This is a genomic window from Cupriavidus sp. 05T41, from assembly GCF_056396525.1.
On record NZ_JBFTLQ010000011.1, the window covers coordinates 142,969 to 160,505 of the forward strand.

Sequence of the window (17,537 nt, forward strand, 5' to 3'; positions counted from 1 at the left end):
CTAGAGGCATGGATGTTTTCACCACGGCAAGGAGTCCCGCCATGTCACGCATCATCGTTGAACGCAGCTTTGCCACGCCCCAGTCCGATGAGGACATGAAGATCGTGGCCGACCGCGAGCGCCCGTGCCTCGCGCTCTACAACGTCACCTGGAAACGCAGCCTGATCGCCTCCGACCGCAAGCGCATGGTCTGCGAGTACGAAGCCGCGGACGCCGAGACGGTACGCAAGATCCAGCACGAGGCCGCGGCCAGCTTCGACCGCGTATGGGTTGGCGACGTGGTGGAGTGAGCGGCGCCACGCTGTCGCCGCGCAACGCACACAATGCGCAAAACCTGTCTGCCGGCGGCCAACAGCTTGCTGGCGGCAGGCCGCTCCTGGCGCACAACGTGGTGCTTTTTCCCCACCACCGCCTCCGGCACGAGAAATGCGTAATGGTGCAGGAGCGCCGCTTCTGACAACCGTGCCCCACGGAGAAAACAGACAGGCAAGCGGCTATTGACGAACGGGATGCGCGCCGATGGGTCCGGCTCCCGCGCCCCCGATGACCGCCTGAAGGTTAGCCATGCAAAAACTGTCGCTACTTACACTGTGCCTGCTTGCCGTCCTGGCTGGCATGACCATGTTCATCTGCCTGTCGGGTGCGTTCACCGTGCGCGACACCGAATACGGGAGCGGCACCGCCATACTCTGCTATTTCGGCGAGACCGGATCGCACGACGCGTCCTTGTGGCGCGACCTCGGAGCCGGGCGCGCGGCAAGCCAGTGAAACAGACAATGCCGGGCGCGCGAGCGGCCCGGCGATCCCCTCGCAGCGTCGCTTCCCGTCGTCGAATCGCGCCCCATTTACATCACGTTGCGATATATATCGCGCCACTGCGAACCGCCCGCCACGGAGCGCGGATGCGACGGGAAAGCTAGCCCGGGAAAGGGTACTCCGTGTCGAACGCCGCAAATCGGACCTGCAGGAACTCGATCAGGCGTCGCTGCCGGTAGGATGGAAACCGGCTCTGCAGGAACACCAGCTGCAGGGGAATGCTGTCTTCGTACCAGCCGGGAAACAGCAGCACCAGGCGCCCGGTGCTCACGTCGGCGGCCACATCGAACCAGTTCTTGAACGCGATGCCGTGGCCCGCCAGCGCCCAGTCGCGCACCACGGCGCCGTCGTCGCTGGTGCGCCGCCCGCTCGCTTCGACTTCGAGCCGCGCCTGCCGCGACCGGAACGGCCAGCGCATGCGCGACTGCCCGCCGGGCGCCAGGCACAGCATCTGGTGCTGCGCCAGCGCTTCGGGCGAAGCCGGGGTGCCATGCGCGGCCAGATAGGCCGGCGCGGCCACCGCCACGCGACGCGTAAGCGCAAGCTGGCGTCGCACCAGGCCGGAATCCTCCAGCCATCCCACCCGCACCGCCAGGTCGACGTTGCTGCGATACAGGTCGGCCAGCGTGTCGCCCACCGACAGCTCCAGCGAAAGCTGCGGGTGCGCCAGCAGGAAATCGTCCAGCCAGCCGCGCAGCAAGGTGCGTCCGAGGTCGGCCGGCGCCGACAGCCGCAGCGCACCGGCCAGTTCCTCGCGCTGCTCCGCCAGCGCGCCCTCGCCCTCCTCGAGGGCCGCCAGCGCCTTGCGCGCCGCCTCCAGGAACACCCGCCCCTCCTCGGTCAGCCGCATGCGGCGGGTGGTCCGCGCGAACAGCCGCGCGCTCAGGCGGTGCTCCAGGCGGATCAGCGCCGCGCTCGCGGTGGCGGCCGTACGCCCGAGCTCGCGCGCCGCGGCCGAGAGGTTTTCAAGCTCGGCGGTGCGGACGAAGAGCTTGAGGTCGTCGAGTGAGTACATTCAAAGCTGGATTGATAAGGGCATGCAGAATTGCCACATTATCAAACCAAAGCCGATCCTGCACCACGCGCCTTGCCTCAGGCCAGGCGCCCCACCAGCCCCTGCGCCGCCTCGTCATCGGTGCGCTCGAAGCGCAGCGGCGTCACCGAAATCCCGCCCCGGCCGATCACCACGGCTTCGCTGTCCTGCGTGTCGGGCCGCGGCGCGCGCGAGAATTGCAGCCAGTGGTAGGGAATGCCGCGCGGGTCGACATGCGCCCGCACGGCGATGTCCTTGACCAGGCCAAGGCCCTGCCGCGTGACGGTGAGCGGGCCGGCGGCATCGGGATCGACGTCGGGGAAGTTGACGTTCAGGCAGGCCTGGTCGCTCCAGCCGGCGGCGAGCAGGCGGCGGATGACGTCCGGGGCCAGGGCGCGGGCGGTTTCCCAGCGCACGGCGTTGCGGTCGGTGAAAGCCTGGCTCAGCGCGATGGACGGAATGCCCAGCAGGATGCCGGTCATGGCGGCGCCCACGGTGCCGGAGAACACGGTCTCGAGGCCAAGGTTGGCGCCGCGATTGATGCCGGAGAGGACCAGGCTGGGCGGGGCGTCGGCCATCAGGTGGCGCGCGGCCATGACCACGCAGTCGCCCGGCGTGCCGCTGACGCCGAAGCGGCGCTCGCCTTGCTGGCTGAAGCGCAGCGGCGCGTGCAGGCTGATCGAATGGGAAGTGCCGCTCTGGTCGTGCTCGGGCGCGACGACCCAGACTTCGCGCGCCAGCGTGGCGGCCACGGCTTCTAGCACGGCCAGGCCGGGGGCATCGATGCCATCGTCATTGGTGAGGAGGACGCGATCCAGCAGGGGTTCGGACATGGGCGGAGGAAAAATGGGCAAGGGTGAAAGGCGTGGCGGCAATGCCGCCGGCGAAAATCCAGCGGCAACTATAAACCCAGGCCGCGCCGGCCGGCTCGCCGGTGAGCGAAGGCCTTTGGCCACGATTGCCGGATTTGCCAAGACGGCGCGGCGGCGGGCCCACTAAGCTGCGCGCGTCGTTGTCCTTGCGCGCCTCGCCGCGCCGATGCCATGTCGCCCTCCCGCTTCCCCCTGTCCTCTTCCTGGCTGTCCTCTTCCTGGCTGTCCAGCCTCGGCTTTGTGCTGATCTGGTCGACCGGCTTCATCGTGGGCCGGGCCATCGTGCCGGTGGCGCAACCCAGCCTGTTCCTGCTGGCCCGCTTCGGCCTGGCGGCGCTGATGTTCGCGATTGTCGCGCTGGCCGGCGGCGCGCGCTGGCCGGCACTGCGCGACGTCCCGAAACACCTGCTGGCGGGCGCGCTGCTGCACGGCAGCTATCTGTGCGGCGGCTATTGGGCCATCGCGCACGGGCTTGCGCCTTCGGCGATGGCCTTGCTCGGGGCCTTGCAGCCGCTGCTGACGGCGCTGCTGGCGATCCCGCTGCTGGGCGAGTTCCCGTCGCGCCAGGGCTGGGGCGGCCTTGCGCTGGGTTCGCTCGGCGTAGTATTGGTGGTGGCTCCCGCCACCCTGGCCAGCGCGCCGAGCCCGGTCTCGCCCTGGGTGGTGCTGGTGGCCTTGCTTTCCATCCTTTCCATCACCATGGGCACCATCCTGCAGAAGACCTCGATTGCCACGGCCGACCTGCGCGCCAGTTCGGCGTGGCAAAACGTGGGCGGCGCCCTGGTGGCCGGCGCGCTGGCCTGGCTGCTCGGGGAGACGCACTGGCAGCCCGGCCTGGCCCTGTGGTCGGCGCTGGGCTGGGCGGCGCTGGTGCTTTCCGGCGCCGGCACCTATCTCCTGCTGCGCATCGTCCGGCGCGGCCAGGCGGCGACCGCCGCCTCGCTGATGTTCCTGGCGCCGCCGCTGGCCGCGCTGCAGGCGTGGCTGCTGTTCGGCGACAGGCTTGGCGCCCTGCAGTTGCTGGGGCTCGCCGTGGCCGGGCTCGGGGTGTGGCTTTGCCAGACCAGCCAGCGCGCCGCGCCGCGCGGAAGTACCGGCCATGCCACCGCGCGATAAAGCCGCCGCACCCTCGCTGGCAGGCCCGGCGCCGCTGGTGGAGACCCGTATCTACGAGCCGGAGCCAGACTGGCATCGGCATGGCTACGCCCAGGTCCTGTTCGGCCTGGACGGCGCCAGCGAGCTGGAGATCGATGGCCACCTGCACCGGCTCGATCGCGGCAGCGGGCTGATCGTCCCCGCTGGCGAGCGCCATGACTTCCTCGGCCTGCCGGACAACCGCCAGCTGGTGCTGGACGTGCCGCCGGGCTCGCTGGCGCTGCCCGCGGCGCTGACCGGGCACGCCCGGGCCTTTGCCGTCGCCGATAGCTGGGCCGAGCGCGTGCGGCGCATTGCCGCCCTGCCGCAAGCCCCGGGTCGAAGCACATCCCGCCAATATCACTGGCAGCTGGCCACCGTGCTTGCGGGCGACCTGGCGCAAGGCCTGGGCGTGCCGGGACGCGGCCAGTTCGCCCCCTTTCCCGTGGCGCAGATCGACGCCTACCTGCGCCGGCATCTCGACGCGCCACTGGGCGCCGGCCAGCTTGCGGCCCATTTCGGCTGGAGCGTGCGGCGCTTCCACACCCTGTTCTGCGAAGCCTTCGGCGACACGCCGCACCGTTACCAGACCCGCCTGCGGCTGGACCACGCCACGCACCTGCTTGCCGACCACAGCCAGGGCCTGGCAGACATCGCGCTGATGCTCGGCTTTCCCGACCAGACCACCTTCACGCGCCGCTTTACCCAGCGTTTCGGCATGCCGCCGGGCGCATGGCGCAGCGCCGGCGCGCGCGCATAGCGCATCACGCACATCGCATAAGCGCCTAAAAAGGCACCTCCAAACCATCGTCGCAGGATTTATTACTGCTTGATGCCAAAATTTCACAAACAAATACTGATCGATTGTCTTTAATCTGCTCGCCACTTCCGCTCAACAGCACCGCATCACTGCATTGACTGATCGCAGGCACGGAATCTCCAGACAGGCAATTGCGTAGTTTGCATGGTTGACGGCAGGACATGCCTACCCGGCATGGCCCTGTCATTTGCGGTGCCGGGCGGGCGCGCATCACCTGCGCGACCCGTCCGGCGGAAGTCTGGAAGCAACCGGCCCGCCCTTACCCAGGGCGGCGCCGGACGATTACCGACCGGAGACAATCAATGAGTGAAAAAGCAGAAGCACTGCACCGCGGCCTGGGCGAACGCCAGATCAGGCTGATGGCGCTGGGCTCGGCCATCGGCGTCGGCCTGTTCCTGGGCTCGGCCAACGCCATCAAGATGGCGGGACCGGCCATCATGCTGGCCTATATCATCGGCGGCGCCATGATTTTCCTGATCATGCGCGCGCTTGGCGAGATGGCCGTGCACAACCCGGTGGCAGGCTCCTTCTGCCGCTACGCGCAGGACTACATGGGGCCGCTCGCCGGCTACCTGACCGGCTGGAACTACTGGTTCCTGTGGCTGGTGACCTGCATCGCCGAAATCACGGCCGTGGCCATCTACATGGGCATCTGGTTCCCCGACGTGCCGCGCTGGATCTGGGCGCTGGCCGCGCTGGCCTCGATGGGCTCGGTCAACCTGCTGGCGGTCAAGGCCTACGGCGAGTTCGAGTTCTGGTTCGCCATGATCAAGATCGTGACCATCGTGCTGATGCTGATCGGCGGCACCGGCATGATCGTGGCCGGCTTCGGCAACGGCGGCGTGGCCGTGGGCCTCTCCAACCTGTGGCAGCACGGCGGCTTCATGCCCAATGGCGCCACCGGCGTGCTGATGTCCCTGCAGATGGTGATGTTCGCGTACCTCGGCGTGGAAATGATCGGCCTGACCGCCGGCGAGGCCAGGAACCCGCAGAAGTCGATTCCCGGCGCGATCAACTCCGTGTTCTGGCGCATCCTGATCTTCTACGTGGGCGCGCTGTTCGTGATCCTCGCCATCTACCCGTGGAACGAACTCGGCACGCAGGGCAGCCCCTTCGTGATGACCTTCGAGCGCCTGGGCATCAAGACCGCCGCCGGCATCATCAACTTCGTGGTGCTGACCGCCGCGCTGTCGTCGTGCAACGGCGGCATCTTCAGCACCGGCCGCATGCTCTACAACCTCGCCCAGCAAGGCCAGGCGCCGCGCGCCTTCGCCGTGGTGGACCGCAATGGCGTGCCGCGCCGCGCACTGCTGGTGTCGATCGCCGCCCTGCTGTGCGGCGTGCTGCTGAACTACCTGGTGCCGGAAAAGGTGTTCGTGTGGGTGACCTCGATCTCCACCTTCGGCGCCATCTGGACCTGGGCGGTGATCCTGGTCACGCAGATGAACTTTCGCCGGGGCCTGTCGGCGGCCGAACGCGGCAAGCTTGCCTTCCGCATGCCGTTCTGGCCCTATGGCTCGTGGATCGCGCTGGCCTTCCTCGGCCTCGTGGTGGCGCTGATGGCCTACTTCCCCGACACGCGCATCGCGCTGTACATCGGCCCGGCATGGCTGGTGCTACTCACGGTGCTGTACTACCGCCTGGGCATGCAGTCCCGCGAGCCGGTGCAATACCAGGCCTGAGCGTTGCGCCGGCGGCGCCTCGCGGCCACGCGGCGTGAGGCTGTGCTGGCGTGATTCAGCAGCAAGACGCCCCTGCCGATCGAAAGATCGCAGGGGCGTCTTGATTTCCGGCCGTGGCCTGCCAGTTCCCTGGCGTGAATTCCTAAACCCGGTGAATAAGGATAAAGGCAGGATTAACGTCTTCGCCTGAATCGCCTGTCTGCGCGTCCGATACGCATAAGCTAGCTCCTTGAAAAAATCCACTGGCCGATTTGCAGCCGGACCTGCTTGCTGTCGCGGCAATTGGACTGCAGGAAGGCGATCACCGCGTCGAGCTGGCGCCATCGCCGGATGCTGCCGCGCACGGTGCCCAGCATATAAATGTGCCCGCCCAGCAGGAACTGCACCCGCCAGAAGCCGTCGCCCTGGCTTGTCACGATCGCGTCGTAGTCGCACTTCAGCACCTGGGTGAGCCGTCCAAGGTCCGTGATGGTGATTCGGCTCGCTTCCTCCGTATCCAGCAGATCCATGATTTCTCCGACTTCGTTATCCTTCGATTTTCGAAATCGACGCCGTATCGGTACTTTTGTTGATAGCGCCGCTAAAACCCAAGGCAATTTGAGACCAGTCGAGGCGGCGGGTTACTAGGTTATTTCGCAAAGCTGTGTGAGAAATATCCCAAATACATGTCTGCCCCAAACGCATCCCGCGACTGGCGACGCAATCGATGGGCCTTGCCGGCTCGCCGGCGCCGGCGGGCATGCCCAAGCGCCGCCGGCGCACCGGGAACCCGCTCCCCGGCTGGCATGCGCGCCCTCTGATGCCTCTCACGCACACGCGGGGGCCCGGGCCACGCTAGAATGACCGCGAATCATCAATTGCCAGGGGAGCCGGATGTCTGACGCGCTTGCCGCACCCAGCAGAACCGACGCATCCGGTGCAGAGGCCCGGGCAACTGCCGTCGCAGCCACCATCGCGAAAGCCGCGGTCGATCAAGCGGACTACGACATGCGCAACTGGACCGATCCCGAGCCCGGACCGGTCCGCATCGGGTCGCAGCAGCACTTGCGCATGTTCTGCAATATGCTGCTGCAGACGCATAACCCCTACAAACCCGCCGTGATCGACTGGCCCCGGCTCGATCCCGATGCCCTGCACCGCGTCACCTCCCTGCCGATCTGGGATATCGCCGTGCAGACCGAAGGCCGTGCGTCGGTGCGCGTCAAGGCGTTTGCCGATACCGTGGCCGATCCGCTGCTGCGCAGTGCGCTGGAGATGGATAGCAGCGAAGAGGCGCGCCACAAGGTGGTGTTATCGCGGCTGGTGGAGGCGTACGGCATTGCGCTGGAACCGGAGCCGGAGTACCTGCCGCCGGCCGACCTGGAATGGGGCTGGCTCGCCACCGGCTACAGCGAGTGCATCGACAGTTTTTTCGCCTTCGGCCTGTTTGCCGCCGCCAGGAAATCGGGATTCTTCCCCGCCGAACTGGTGGAAACCTTTGAGCCGGTCATCCAGGAAGAAGGCCGCCATATCCTGTTCTTCATCAACTGGGCGGCCTGGTACCGCCGCAGCCTGCCCTGGTGGCGACGCCCCCTGTACATGCTCAAGGTGCTGCGGGTATGGCTGTTCCTGATCAAGGAGCGCATCGGCATGGCCCGCAGCATCGAGGCCGACGGCTCGGCCAAGGACGCCAATTTCCCGATGAACAGTTCGGCCGCGCTGGGCAATACCATGTCCGCGCGCGAGATGATCGAACTCTGCCTGAGCGAGAACGAAAAACGCATGGCAGGCTATGATCCCCGCCTGCTGCGTCCCGAGACGGTGCCCAGACTGGCCCGGCTCGCGCGGCGATGGCTGCGCTAAGCGCGGCTTAATTCACTTATATCCCCTCCGGAGTGCTTTGAGATGTTCTTGTTGTCCCTGATCCCGCTCGCCATCTGGTGCGTGCTGCTGGCCGGCCGCGGCGGCTTCTGGCGCGTGCGCAAGCCCGCCCCCGCGCCCGCGCCGGCGCGGTGGCCGGAGGTCGTCGCCATCATTCCCGCCCGCAACGAGGCGACGGTGATCGGCGGGGCCGTGGCCAGCGCACTGGGCCAGGACTATCCCGCGCGGCTGCATCTGGTGGTGGTGGACGATCACAGCACCGACGGTACCGCGGACAAGGCGCGCAGCGCGGCCGCGGCGCTGGGCAAGGCGGATTCCCTGAGCGTCATCACGGCGCGGGATCTGCCGGCGGGCTGGAGCGGCAAGGTCTGGGCCCAGTCGCAAGGGCTGGAAGCAGCCGATGCGCTGGCACCGGGCGCGGCCTGGGTGTGGCTGACCGATGCCGACATCCATCATGGCGCCGGTGTGCTGAAGCAGCTGGTGGCCCGCGCGGAACACGAGCAGCGCGACCTGGTATCGCTGATGGTGCGGCTGCGCTGTGCCTCGTGGTGGGAGCGCATGATCGTGCCGGCTTTTGTCTTCTTCTTCGCCAAGTTGTACCCCTTCGCCCATGTCAACGACAAGCGCAGCCGGGTGGCGGCCGCCGCGGGCGGCTGCATGCTGGCGCGGCGCACGGCACTGGCCCGCATCGGCGGGTTCGAGGCGATCCGCGGGGAACTGATCGACGACTGCAGCCTCGCGGCGTGCATCAAGCAAGGCGGTTCGATCCGCCTGGACCTGGCCGACGACAGCGTTTCGGTGCGTCCCTACGACGACTGGCGCAGCCTGTGGGACATGATCACCCGCAGCGCCTACACGCAGCTGCGCTACTCGCCGCTGCTGCTTGCCGGCGCGGTGGCCGGCATGGCGCTGACCTACCTGGCGCCGCCCGTGCTGGCGCTGGCGGGCGGAGCGCGCCTGTGGCCGGCCTGGGCGGCCTGGCTGGCGATGTCGCTGGCCTACGCGCCGATGCTGCGCGAATACCGCCAGCCGCCGTGGCTGGCGCCGCTGCTGCCGCTGACCGCGCTGTTCTACCTGGGCGCGACCGTCGACTCCGCGCGCCGCTACTGGCTGCGCAAGGGCGGCCAGTGGAAAGGCCGCTCGCAGGCGCCGCAGCGCGGCTGAGCGCCAGGCCGGGACCTGCCCGGCCCGGGCTCAGCGCAGGTAGCCTGCGCCGCGGAACCACTCCAGTGCCTCGCGCAGCGCTTCCTGGTAGGGCCTGGCCTGGTAGCCAAGCACCCGGCGCGCCTTTTCCGAGCTGAAGAACATCTGGTATTTCGACATGGACAGGCCGTCGGCCGTCAGGAACGGCTCCTTGCCGGTCACGCGGGCCACCGCTTCGGCCGCGTAGGCCAGCGGATAGAGCGGCCAGCGCGGCAGCTTGATGGTGGGCGGGCGCCGACCCGTCATGGCAGCGAGGTCGGCCAGCATCTGCTGCAGGGTGACGTCCTGCCCGCCCAGGATGTAGCGCTCGCCGGTGACGCCGCGGTCCAGCGCGAGCATGTGGCCTGCGGCCACGTCGTCCACATGGACCAGGTTGAGGCCGGTATCGACGAAGGCCGGGATCTTGCCGCTGGCTGCCTCGACGATGATGCGGCCGGTCGGCGTGGGCCGCACGTCGCGCGGACCGATCGGCGTGGAGGGATTGACGATCACCGCAGGCAGCCCGTCGCGGGCCACCATGCGCTCCACCACGCGCTCGGCCAGCACCTTGCTGCGCTTGTAAGCGCCAATGGCTTCGTGGCCGCCCATCGGCGCATCTTCGGCGACCGGCGCCGTGGCGCCCGCGACACGCAGGGTCGCCACGCTGCTGGTGTAGACGATGCGCTCCACCCCGCAGGTCTGCGCGGCGCCCATCACGGCCTCGGTGCCGGCCACGTTGGTGCGGACGATTTCCTCGGGATCCGGCGCCCACAAGCGATAATCGGCCGCCACATGGAACAGGTAGCGCACGCCCCTGAGCGCTGCCTCCATCGCGCGCGCGTCGCGCATGTCGCCTTCCGCGATCTCCACGGGCAACCCGTCAAGGTTGCGCCGCGGGCTTTGGGCGCGTACCATCGCGCGCACCCGGAAGCCGCGCGCCAGAGCCTGTCGTGCCACCGCCGATCCGAGAAAGCCGGAGGCGCCGGTTACCAGCACATAGTCTCCTGACGTCATATTACTCACGGAAAAAAACCTCAAAGTGTTGCTGGCGAAAGCCAGGTGCCGGGCAAAGGTTGCGGCACGGGTATATAGTAACCACCGTATGACGGGAAAGTGATTCCGGAATATCAACTAATGCTGAACCCGTTGACTGGGTCGGGGGGCCTATCTTTATGCAGGTGATTCTTGCTCAACCCCGTGGCTTCTGTGCCGGTGTAGTGCGCGCGATCGAGATTGTAGACCGCGCATTGCTCAAGCACGGTGCCCCGGTGTTCGTGCGACATGAAATCGTGCACAACAAGCACGTTGTAGAAGGACTGAGGCGCAAAGGCGCGCGCTTCGTCGAAGAACTGGACGAAGTGCCTAGCGGCGCCGTCACCATTTTCAGCGCGCATGGCGTATCCAAGGACGTCGAGGCCGACGCACGCACCCGCGAGCTGCACTCGATCGACGCGACCTGCCCGCTGGTGATCAAGGTCCACACCCAGGGGCGCCAGTACGCCGCCAGCGGCCGCACCGTGATCCTGATCGGCCATGCCGGCCACCCTGAAGTCGAAGGCACCATGGGCCAGATCCCGGGCAAGGTGATCCTGGTGCAGAGCGAGGCAGAAGTCGCCGAGCTGGAGCTGCCGGAAGACACCCCGGTCGCCTATGTGACGCAGACCACGCTCAGCGTGGACGACACACGTAATATCATTGCCGCGCTGACCCGCCGCTTCGCCAATCTGGTGGGGCCGGATACGCGCGACATTTGCTATGCAACGCAAAACCGCCAGAGCGCGGTGCGCGAACTCTCCAAACAGGTGGAACTGATCCTCGTGATCGGCGCCACCAATAGCTCCAACTCCAACCGGCTGCGCGAAATCGGCACGGAAAGCGGCGTGCCCAGCTATCTGATCGCCGATGGCAGCGAGCTGAACCCCGAATGGGTGCGCGGCGTCGAAGTCGTCGGCATCACCGCTGGCGCCTCCGCCCCCGAGGAGATGGTCATGGACGTGATCGCCACGCTGCGCCGCCTGGGTCCGGTGGAAGTCTCCACCATGGACGGCCGCGAGGAACACGCTGAATTCCGGCTGCCCGCCGAACTGGCCGACCCGCCCGCGCGCAAGCGCACGGCTGCCAGCAAGGCCACCCCCGAGGCCGCGCCGCAGCCGGACCCGCAAACCGCCGCCGGGTAATGCCCGGCCGCCCCCATATAAGAAGGAAGTAAATGGCCATTCCCTTTCTGCAAGTCGCCCGCGTGGGCGCCTACGTCGTCAAGCAGCATCTGTCCGGCAACAAGCGCTACCCCCTGGCGCTGATGCTCGAGCCCCTGTTCCGATGCAACCTGGCGTGCAACGGCTGCGGCAAGATCGACTATCCGGACGAAATCCTGAACCAGCGCCTGTCCGTGGCGGAATGCCTGGGCGCCGTCGACGAATGCGGCGCGCCGGTGGTGTCCATCGCCGGCGGCGAGCCGCTGCTGCACCGTGACATGCCGGAGATCGTGCGGGGCATCATCGCCCGCAAGCGCTTCGTCTACCTGTGCACCAACGCGCTGCTGATGGAAAAGAAGCTGGACCAGTACGAGCCCAACCCCTACTTCGTGTGGTCGGTCCACCTGGACGGCGACCGCGACATGCACGACCACGCAGTCAGCCAGGAAGGCGTCTACGACCGCGCCGTGGCGGCGATCCGCGCGGCCAAGGCGCGCGGCTTCCGGGTCAACATCAACTGCACGCTGTTCAACAACGCCGAGCCGGAAAAGGTCGCGAAGTTCTTCGACTCGGTCAAGGAAATCGGCGTGGATGGCATCACCGTGTCGCCGGGCTATGCCTACGAGCGCGCGCCGGACCAGCAGCACTTCCTGAACCGCGGCAAGACCAAGCAGCTGTTCCGCGACATCCTGCAGCGCGGCCAGAACGGCAAGAAATGGGCATTCAGCCAGTCCACGCTGTTCCTGGACTTCCTGGCCGGCAACCAGACCTATCACTGCACGCCCTGGGGCAACCCGGCGCGCACGGTGTTCGGCTGGCAACGTCCGTGCTACCTGCTGGGCGAAGGTTATGTGAAGACCTTCAAGGAATTGATGGACACCACCGACTGGGACGCCTACGGCACCGGCAACTACGAAAAGTGCGCCGACTGCATGGTACACAGCGGCTTCGAAGCCACCGCCGTGGCCGACACCATCTCCCATCCGCTCAAGGCGCTGGGCGTGTCCCTGCGCGGCGTGCGTACCTCGGGCCCGATGGCCCCGGATATCCCGCTGGACAAGCAGCGCCCCGCCGACTACGTGTTCTCGAAGCACGTCGAGATCAAGCTCGAAGAGATCGGCCGCTCCAAGGCCAAGGCAGCCAACGACGCCGCCACGCGCAAGGCGGCCGCCCACTAAGCACCCGGGACGCTCCCCGACGGGAGCGCCGCGCCGCGGTACCTTGCGTACCGCCCGGCGCGGCTGCCGGCGGGCGCTCAGGCGTCCGCGGTCCGGCGTGCGTTGTGGTTGACGAGGTACTTGAGCAGCCCGTCGATGCCGTTGCGCGCCACGATGTCGGCGAACTGGCGGCGGTACACCTCGATCAGCCAGGCCCCCATCATGTTGATGTCATAGATCTTCCAGCCGTTGCCGCTGCGCTGCAGACGGTAGTCGATCTGCATATCGTCGCCGTTGTTCTGCACCCGCGTCTCCACCACCACATCGGTGGCATTGGCCGCGGCCAGGACCGGCTTGTAGCTGAATTTCACCTTCTGCTCGCGCAACTGTGACAGCGATACCGCATAGCTGCGCACCAGCAGGGTCTGGAACTGCTCGTAGAGTTGCTTCTGCTGCTCGGGCGTGGCATTGCGCCAGGCGCTGCCCACCGCCAGCCGGGTGGTACGCTCGAAGTCGGCGTAGGGCAGGAACTGGCGCTCCACCACGGCCGTGATCTTGGCCAGGTCGCCGCTGCGCGTATCCGGGCTGGACTGGATCGTGCTGATCACGCCCTCGACCGCGGCCCGCACCAGGCGGTCCGGCGAGGACTTGTCCACCGATTGCGCCTGCGCGGCCGATACCATGGCCACCGCCGCGAGCGGAACCAGGGCCTGGAAAGCAATACCGTGTGTCTTCATGCGAATTTAGACCTGAAAATGCCGGTCGGGTCGACCGTCGGACGGGTCCGGCGGCTTTGCCAAGGAAACCAGACATGGAGAGTGCCGCAGCGCGCCTCAGCGCCACAAAAGCCAGGCTGCAGACGGCTTGCGCGCACATGACGGGGCAGTATAGCGTACCGGCGCAGGCACGCACCGGGCCCGGCTCGCCCGCGTGGCGCCTCGCGCGCACCGCGGCGCGGCCCGGTACCCGAGCGCCATGCCGTGCCGTCCCGTTATACTCGCGGCTGCCGCTTTGTGCCTTTGCTTCGTCTTGTCGCTTGCATGAGGCTTCGCATTGCGACCAGAGCGGCACCTTGCGGCGTACCGTGCGCGGTACCTCCGCGTGTATCTTTTACCGCGCCCGCCGTAGCGCATCACTCAGGTCCCCATATCGCCCATGCTGACGTCGTCGGTCATTCGCATCGTCAAGTTCTCCACCCGCCGCGCCTGGCCCGTGATCGCGCTTGCGCTGTTGCTGACCATCGTCAGCGGTATCTATGTGGCTCGGCACTTCGCCATCAATACCGATATCAGCCGCCTGCTGGAATCGGACCAGCCCTGGGCGAAACGTGATGCCGCGGTCAGCGCCGCCTTTCCCCAGCGCGACCAGATGATCCTGGCCGTGGTGAAGGCGCCGGCCCCCGAGCTGGCCGATGCCGCCGCCGACGAGCTGGCCAAGGCGCTCGGGCAGCAGACCACGCGCTTTCGCGCGGTCAGCCAGCCCGGCGCCGGCGATTTCTTCGAGCACAACGGCCTGCTCTTCCTCGATACCGCCAAGCTGCGTGACGTGACCTCCCAGCTCAAGCAGGCGCGCCCGCTGCTCAACGCGCTGGCGCACGACCCGACCCTGCGCGGCCTGTCCGACACGCTCACCACCACGCTGAACCTGCCGCTGCAGCTGGGTCAGATCAAGCTGGGCGACATGGCCAAGCTGCTCGGCAGCAGCGCCGGGGTGGTCGACCAGGTGCTGGCCGGCAAGCCGGGCGCGCTGTCCTGGACCGGGCTGGTCGACTCCGGCCAGGAGCTGGCGCCCGGCGCCACGGCGATGTCCTTCGTCGCGCTCAGCCCCGTGCTCGACTACGCCGACCTGCAGGCCGGCGCCGGCGCGGCCGAAGCCATCCGCGCCACTGCGCTCAAGCTCGGGCTGGACAAGCGCTTCGGCGCCAGCGTGCACCTGACCGGCTCGCAGGCGCTGGCCGACGACGAGTTCGCCTCGGTCAAGGAAGGCGCCGCCATGAACGGCGTGCTGACCCTGCTGGTGGTGATCCTGATCCTGTGGCTGGCGCTGCGCTCCAAGCGGCTGATCATGGCGGTGCTGGCCAGCCTGCTGGTCGGCCTGGCCATCACCGCCGCGCTGGGACTGGCCATGGTGGGCGCGCTGAACATGATCTCGGTCGCCTTCGCCGTGCTGTTCGTCGGCCTGGGCGTGGACTTCGGCATCCAGTTCGGCGTGCGCTACCGCGCCGAGCGCCACACACACCCCGACATCCCCGACGCGCTCGCCTGCGCCGCCAAGGCGGTAGGCGTGCCGCTCGCGCTGGCCGCGGCCGCCACCGCGGCCGCCTTCTTCTGCTTCCTGCCGACCGACTACCGCGGCGTGGCGGAGCTGGGCAAGATCGCCGGCGTGGGCATGCTGGTGGCCTTCAGCACCACCATTACCCTGCTGCCGGCGCTGATCACCGTGATGCGCCCGAAGGACGAAGCCGGCCGGCTCGACGTGCCAGGCTTCAAGTGGCTGGCGCCCGCCGACGCCTTCTTCGAGCGCTACCGCACCCAGGTCCTGATCGCCACCCTCGGCGTGATCCTGGCGGGCGCGCCGCTGCTGATGCACCTGCGCTTCGATTTCGATCCGCTGCACCTCAAGGATCCGCACTCCGAATCGATGGCGACGCTGCTCTCGCTCAAGGATGCGCCCCAGGCCGGCACCGACAATGTCAATGTGCTGACCCCCTCGCTGGATGCCGCCAAGGCCGCCGCCGCCCGCCTGGCGGCGCTGCCCGAGGTGTCGCGCGTGGTCACGCTGCAGACCTTCATTCCCGACGACCAGCCGGCCAAGCTGGCGCTGATCGCCGATGCGAGCGCCAGCCTGATGCCGGTGCTGACGCAGACCGTGGCCACGCCGGCCAACGACGAGCGCCGCGTCAGCTCGCTCAAGAACGCGGCGCGCCAGCTGGCGCTCGCCGCCGAAGACCATCCCGGCCCCGGCGCGACGCAGGCCAGCCACCTGGCCGCGTCGCTGCGCAAGCTCGCCGCCGCCGATGCCGCCACGCGCGACCGCGCGGAGCAGGCCATCGCCCTGCCGCTGCGCCTGGCGCTGGCGCGCCTGCAGCGCACCCTGTCGCCGCAGCCGGTCACGCAGGCATCGCTGCCGCCCGCCATGGTGCGCGACTGGGTCGCACCGGACGGCCAGGCGCTGGTCAGCGTGAGTCCCAAGCTCCCCGCCGCGGCCAAGCCCGGCGATGCCGACGCCTCCAGCGTCGACAGCGATCTGCGCGACGCCGCGCTCAAGCGCTTTATCGATGCCGTGCAAGGCGTTGCGCCGGATGCCGTGGGCGGGCCGATCTCGATCCGCGGCTCGGCCGACACCATCATGACCGCCTTCGCCCAGGCCGGCGTGTGGGCCGTGGTGTCGATCACCATCTTGCTGTGGGTGACGCTGCGCCGCGTGGGCGACGTGCTGCGCACGCTGGTGCCGCTGCTGGTCTCGGCGCTGCTGACGCTGGAGCTGTGCGTGGTGTTCGGCATCCCGCTCAATTTCGCCAACGTGATTGCGCTGCCGCTGCTGTTCGGCATCGGCGTGGCATTCAAGATCTACTATGTGATTGCCTGGCGCGAAGGCAAGACGCACCTGCTGCAATCGCCGCTGACCCACGCCGTGCTCTTCAGCGCCGCCACCACCGCCACCGCCTTCGGCAGCCTCTGGCTGTCGCAGCATCCGGGCACCGCCAGCATGGGCAAGCTGCTGGCGCTGGCGCTGGCGTGCACGCTGGCCGGCGCCGTCTTCTTCCAGCCGATCCTGATGGGCAAGCCGCGCAAGCGGTCCGCGCCTGCCAAGGGGCCGGTCCACTGAAAACCCGCCAACCATGACGACCCGTTCCGATTACCGTCCCTCCAGTATTACCCGGCTGCTGCCGGCGCTGTCCCTCGCGCTGCTGGCCACAGCCTGCGCCAGCGGCCCCCAGGCCAGCCCGAACGACCCCATCGAGCCGTTCAACCGCGTCATATTCACGATCAATGACAAGGCCGACGAATACGTGGCGACCCCATTGGCCAAGGGCTATCGCGCCGTCACGCCGCAGCCCGTGCGCACCGCCATCACCAACTTCTACTCGAACCTCGCCGACGTCGGCAATTTCGTCAACAACGTGCTGCAGGGCAAGGGCGTCGACGCGGCCGAGACCTTCATGCGGATCGCCGTCAACTCCACGCTCGGCATCGGCGGCCTGATCGATATCGCCACGCCGGCCGGCCTTAGCAAGCACGCACAGGACTTCGGCCTGACCATGGGCGTGTGGGGCATACCCTCGGGCCCGTACCTGGTGCTGCCGCTGTTCGGCCCCAGCTCGATCCGCGACGGGATCGGCCTGTACGTGAACTTCCAGATCTCGCCCACCACGTGGGTCGACCAGGACTACCGCTACGGCCTGTACTTCCTGGGTTTCCTCGATGCCCGCACCAATGCGCTGGGCGCGACCGACCTGCTGACGCTGGCGGCGCTGGACAAATACAGTTTCGTACGGGATGGATACCTGCAGCGGCGCCAGTACCTGATCGACGGCGGCAGCGGCAAGCTGCCGCAATATGAAGACGACGACGCGCCGGCGGATGCCGCGCCGGCCGCGGCGCCCGGCGCACCGGCCTCTGCACCGGCCTCTGCGCCGGCCGCTACACCGGCCGAGGCAACGGCGGCACCGGTTCCGCCGCCAGCCGGCGGCGCGGAAAAGGCGCCGGACGAGAGCACCAGGAAGGAATAGTCATCAGCCTTGTGGTGGCCCGGGCGCCGAGGAGCGCCCAGGCTGCCCGCCTGC

General features: G+C 67.9%; 17 protein-coding genes. 11 read left to right on the forward strand and 6 right to left on the reverse strand.

Translation table 11 applies throughout. The features are described 5' to 3' along the window. Positions 1–41 precede the first annotated feature (41 nt). Together AC1DKV_RS09520 and AC1DKV_RS09525 are read left to right on the forward strand one after the other, a co-directional pair. On the forward strand, positions 42–290 hold the full coding sequence (locus AC1DKV_RS09520; protein WP_441614982.1) for a nickel-binding protein: 249 nt from the start codon (positions 42–44) through the stop codon (positions 288–290). A 274-nt stretch (positions 291–564) separates the two neighbouring features. Then, positions 565–768: a hypothetical protein gene (locus AC1DKV_RS09525; protein WP_441614984.1), complete on the forward strand. Its 204-nt coding sequence runs from the start codon at positions 565–567 to the stop codon at positions 766–768. A gap of 148 nt (positions 769–916) precedes the next feature. On the opposite strand, the gene AC1DKV_RS09530 is transcribed toward AC1DKV_RS09525, so the two are convergent. Together AC1DKV_RS09530 and surE are read right to left on the reverse strand one after the other, a co-directional pair. After that, positions 917–1,831, reverse strand: a complete 915-nt coding sequence (locus tag AC1DKV_RS09530; RefSeq protein WP_441614986.1) for a LysR family transcriptional regulator — start codon at positions 1,829–1,831, stop codon at positions 917–919. A 77-nt stretch (positions 1,832–1,908) separates the two neighbouring features. Further along, complete coding sequence (surE, locus tag AC1DKV_RS09535; RefSeq protein WP_441614988.1) at positions 1,909–2,682, reverse strand: 5'/3'-nucleotidase SurE; 774 nt, start codon at positions 2,680–2,682, stop codon at positions 1,909–1,911. A gap of 210 nt (positions 2,683–2,892) precedes the next feature. Between surE and AC1DKV_RS09540 the strand changes: the two genes are divergently transcribed. Next, positions 2,893–3,837 carry a DMT family transporter gene (locus tag AC1DKV_RS09540; protein WP_441614990.1) on the forward strand — a complete coding sequence of 315 codons (945 nt, stop codon included), beginning with the start codon at positions 2,893–2,895 and terminating at the stop codon, positions 3,835–3,837. Next, a complete protein-coding gene (locus AC1DKV_RS09545; RefSeq protein ID WP_441614992.1) occupies positions 3,821–4,615 on the forward strand; it encodes a helix-turn-helix transcriptional regulator in 795 nt (264 codons plus the stop codon). Before AC1DKV_RS09540 ends, AC1DKV_RS09545 begins: the two co-directional genes overlap by 17 nt. Before the next feature lie 25 nt (positions 4,616–4,640). On the opposite strand, the gene AC1DKV_RS09550 is transcribed toward AC1DKV_RS09545, so the two are convergent. Continuing rightward, positions 4,641–4,787 carry a hypothetical protein gene (locus AC1DKV_RS09550; protein WP_441614994.1) on the reverse strand — a complete coding sequence of 49 codons (147 nt, stop codon included), beginning with the start codon at positions 4,785–4,787 and terminating at the stop codon, positions 4,641–4,643. A 190-nt stretch (positions 4,788–4,977) separates the two neighbouring features. On the opposite strand from AC1DKV_RS09550, the gene AC1DKV_RS09555 reads away from it, so the two are divergent. Next, on the forward strand, positions 4,978–6,357 hold the full coding sequence (locus AC1DKV_RS09555; protein WP_441614996.1) for an amino acid permease: 1,380 nt from the start codon (positions 4,978–4,980) through the stop codon (positions 6,355–6,357). 221 nt (positions 6,358–6,578) lie between these two features. Here AC1DKV_RS09555 and AC1DKV_RS09560 read toward each other — a convergent pair whose 3' ends face one another. Further along, positions 6,579–6,866, reverse strand: a complete 288-nt coding sequence (locus AC1DKV_RS09560; protein ID WP_441614998.1) for a hypothetical protein — start codon at positions 6,864–6,866, stop codon at positions 6,579–6,581. A gap of 364 nt (positions 6,867–7,230) precedes the next feature. Here AC1DKV_RS09560 and AC1DKV_RS09565 point away from each other — a divergent pair, with 364 nt between their 5' ends. Together AC1DKV_RS09565 and AC1DKV_RS09570 are read left to right on the forward strand one after the other, a co-directional pair. Further along, entirely contained in the window at positions 7,231–8,199 is a 969-nt protein-coding gene (locus AC1DKV_RS09565; RefSeq protein WP_441615000.1) for a ferritin-like domain-containing protein, read from the forward strand. A 42-nt stretch (positions 8,200–8,241) separates the two neighbouring features. After that, positions 8,242–9,381 (forward strand): glycosyltransferase, encoded by a 1,140-nt coding sequence (locus tag AC1DKV_RS09570; protein ID WP_441615002.1) that lies wholly within the window; start codon positions 8,242–8,244, stop codon positions 9,379–9,381. A 30-nt stretch (positions 9,382–9,411) separates the two neighbouring features. Here the strand turns inward: AC1DKV_RS09570 and hpnA are convergent, their stop codons facing one another. Beyond that, positions 9,412–10,413 (reverse strand): hopanoid-associated sugar epimerase, encoded by a 1,002-nt coding sequence (gene hpnA / locus AC1DKV_RS09575; RefSeq protein ID WP_441615004.1) that lies wholly within the window; start codon positions 10,411–10,413, stop codon positions 9,412–9,414. A 158-nt stretch (positions 10,414–10,571) separates the two neighbouring features. On the opposite strand from hpnA, the gene ispH reads away from it, so the two are divergent. Continuing rightward, positions 10,572–11,576, forward strand: a complete 1,005-nt coding sequence (ispH, locus tag AC1DKV_RS09580) for a 4-hydroxy-3-methylbut-2-enyl diphosphate reductase (RefSeq protein WP_441615006.1) — start codon at positions 10,572–10,574, stop codon at positions 11,574–11,576. Positions 11,577–11,608: 32 nt separating this feature from the next. Continuing rightward, complete coding sequence (gene hpnH / locus AC1DKV_RS09585) at positions 11,609–12,772, forward strand: adenosyl-hopene transferase HpnH (RefSeq protein WP_441615007.1); 1,164 nt, start codon at positions 11,609–11,611, stop codon at positions 12,770–12,772. Between the two features lie 77 nt (positions 12,773–12,849). Here the strand turns inward: hpnH and AC1DKV_RS09590 are convergent, their stop codons facing one another. Next, on the reverse strand, positions 12,850–13,488 hold the full coding sequence (locus AC1DKV_RS09590) for an MlaC/ttg2D family ABC transporter substrate-binding protein (protein WP_441615009.1): 639 nt from the start codon (positions 13,486–13,488) through the stop codon (positions 12,850–12,852). A 418-nt stretch (positions 13,489–13,906) separates the two neighbouring features. Between AC1DKV_RS09590 and hpnN the strand changes: the two genes are divergently transcribed. Both hpnN and AC1DKV_RS09600 read left to right on the forward strand, forming a co-directional pair. Beyond that, on the forward strand, positions 13,907–16,579 hold the full coding sequence (hpnN, locus tag AC1DKV_RS09595; RefSeq protein ID WP_441615011.1) for a hopanoid transporter HpnN: 2,673 nt from the start codon (positions 13,907–13,909) through the stop codon (positions 16,577–16,579). A gap of 13 nt (positions 16,580–16,592) precedes the next feature. Continuing rightward, a complete protein-coding gene (locus AC1DKV_RS09600) occupies positions 16,593–17,483 on the forward strand; it encodes an MlaA family lipoprotein (RefSeq protein WP_441615013.1) in 891 nt (296 codons plus the stop codon). Positions 17,484–17,537: the final 54 nt, after the last annotated feature.

Coding starts and splice junctions, on each gene's coding strand:
- AC1DKV_RS09520 (WP_441614982.1), top strand. CDS start 42: ATGTCACGCATCATCGTTGAACGCAGCTTTGCCACGCCCCAGTCCGAT.
- AC1DKV_RS09525 (WP_441614984.1), top strand. CDS start 565: ATGCAAAAACTGTCGCTACTTACACTGTGCCTGCTTGCCGTCCTGGCT.
- AC1DKV_RS09530 (WP_441614986.1), bottom strand. CDS start 1,831: ATGTACTCACTCGACGACCTCAAGCTCTTCGTCCGCACCGCCGAGCTT.
- surE (WP_441614988.1), bottom strand. CDS start 2,682: ATGTCCGAACCCCTGCTGGATCGCGTCCTCCTCACCAATGACGATGGC.
- AC1DKV_RS09540 (WP_441614990.1), top strand. CDS start 2,893: ATGTCGCCCTCCCGCTTCCCCCTGTCCTCTTCCTGGCTGTCCTCTTCC.
- AC1DKV_RS09545 (WP_441614992.1), top strand. CDS start 3,821: ATGCCACCGCGCGATAAAGCCGCCGCACCCTCGCTGGCAGGCCCGGCG.
- AC1DKV_RS09555 (WP_441614996.1), top strand. CDS start 4,978: ATGAGTGAAAAAGCAGAAGCACTGCACCGCGGCCTGGGCGAACGCCAG.
- AC1DKV_RS09560 (WP_441614998.1), bottom strand. CDS start 6,866: ATGGATCTGCTGGATACGGAGGAAGCGAGCCGAATCACCATCACGGAC.
- AC1DKV_RS09565 (WP_441615000.1), top strand. CDS start 7,231: ATGTCTGACGCGCTTGCCGCACCCAGCAGAACCGACGCATCCGGTGCA.
- AC1DKV_RS09570 (WP_441615002.1), top strand. CDS start 8,242: ATGTTCTTGTTGTCCCTGATCCCGCTCGCCATCTGGTGCGTGCTGCTG.
- hpnA (WP_441615004.1), bottom strand. CDS start 10,413: ATGACGTCAGGAGACTATGTGCTGGTAACCGGCGCCTCCGGCTTTCTC.
- ispH (WP_441615006.1), top strand. CDS start 10,572: ATGCAGGTGATTCTTGCTCAACCCCGTGGCTTCTGTGCCGGTGTAGTG.
- hpnH (WP_441615007.1), top strand. CDS start 11,609: ATGGCCATTCCCTTTCTGCAAGTCGCCCGCGTGGGCGCCTACGTCGTC.
- AC1DKV_RS09590 (WP_441615009.1), bottom strand. CDS start 13,488: ATGAAGACACACGGTATTGCTTTCCAGGCCCTGGTTCCGCTCGCGGCG.
- hpnN (WP_441615011.1), top strand. CDS start 13,907: ATGCTGACGTCGTCGGTCATTCGCATCGTCAAGTTCTCCACCCGCCGC.
- AC1DKV_RS09600 (WP_441615013.1), top strand. CDS start 16,593: ATGACGACCCGTTCCGATTACCGTCCCTCCAGTATTACCCGGCTGCTG.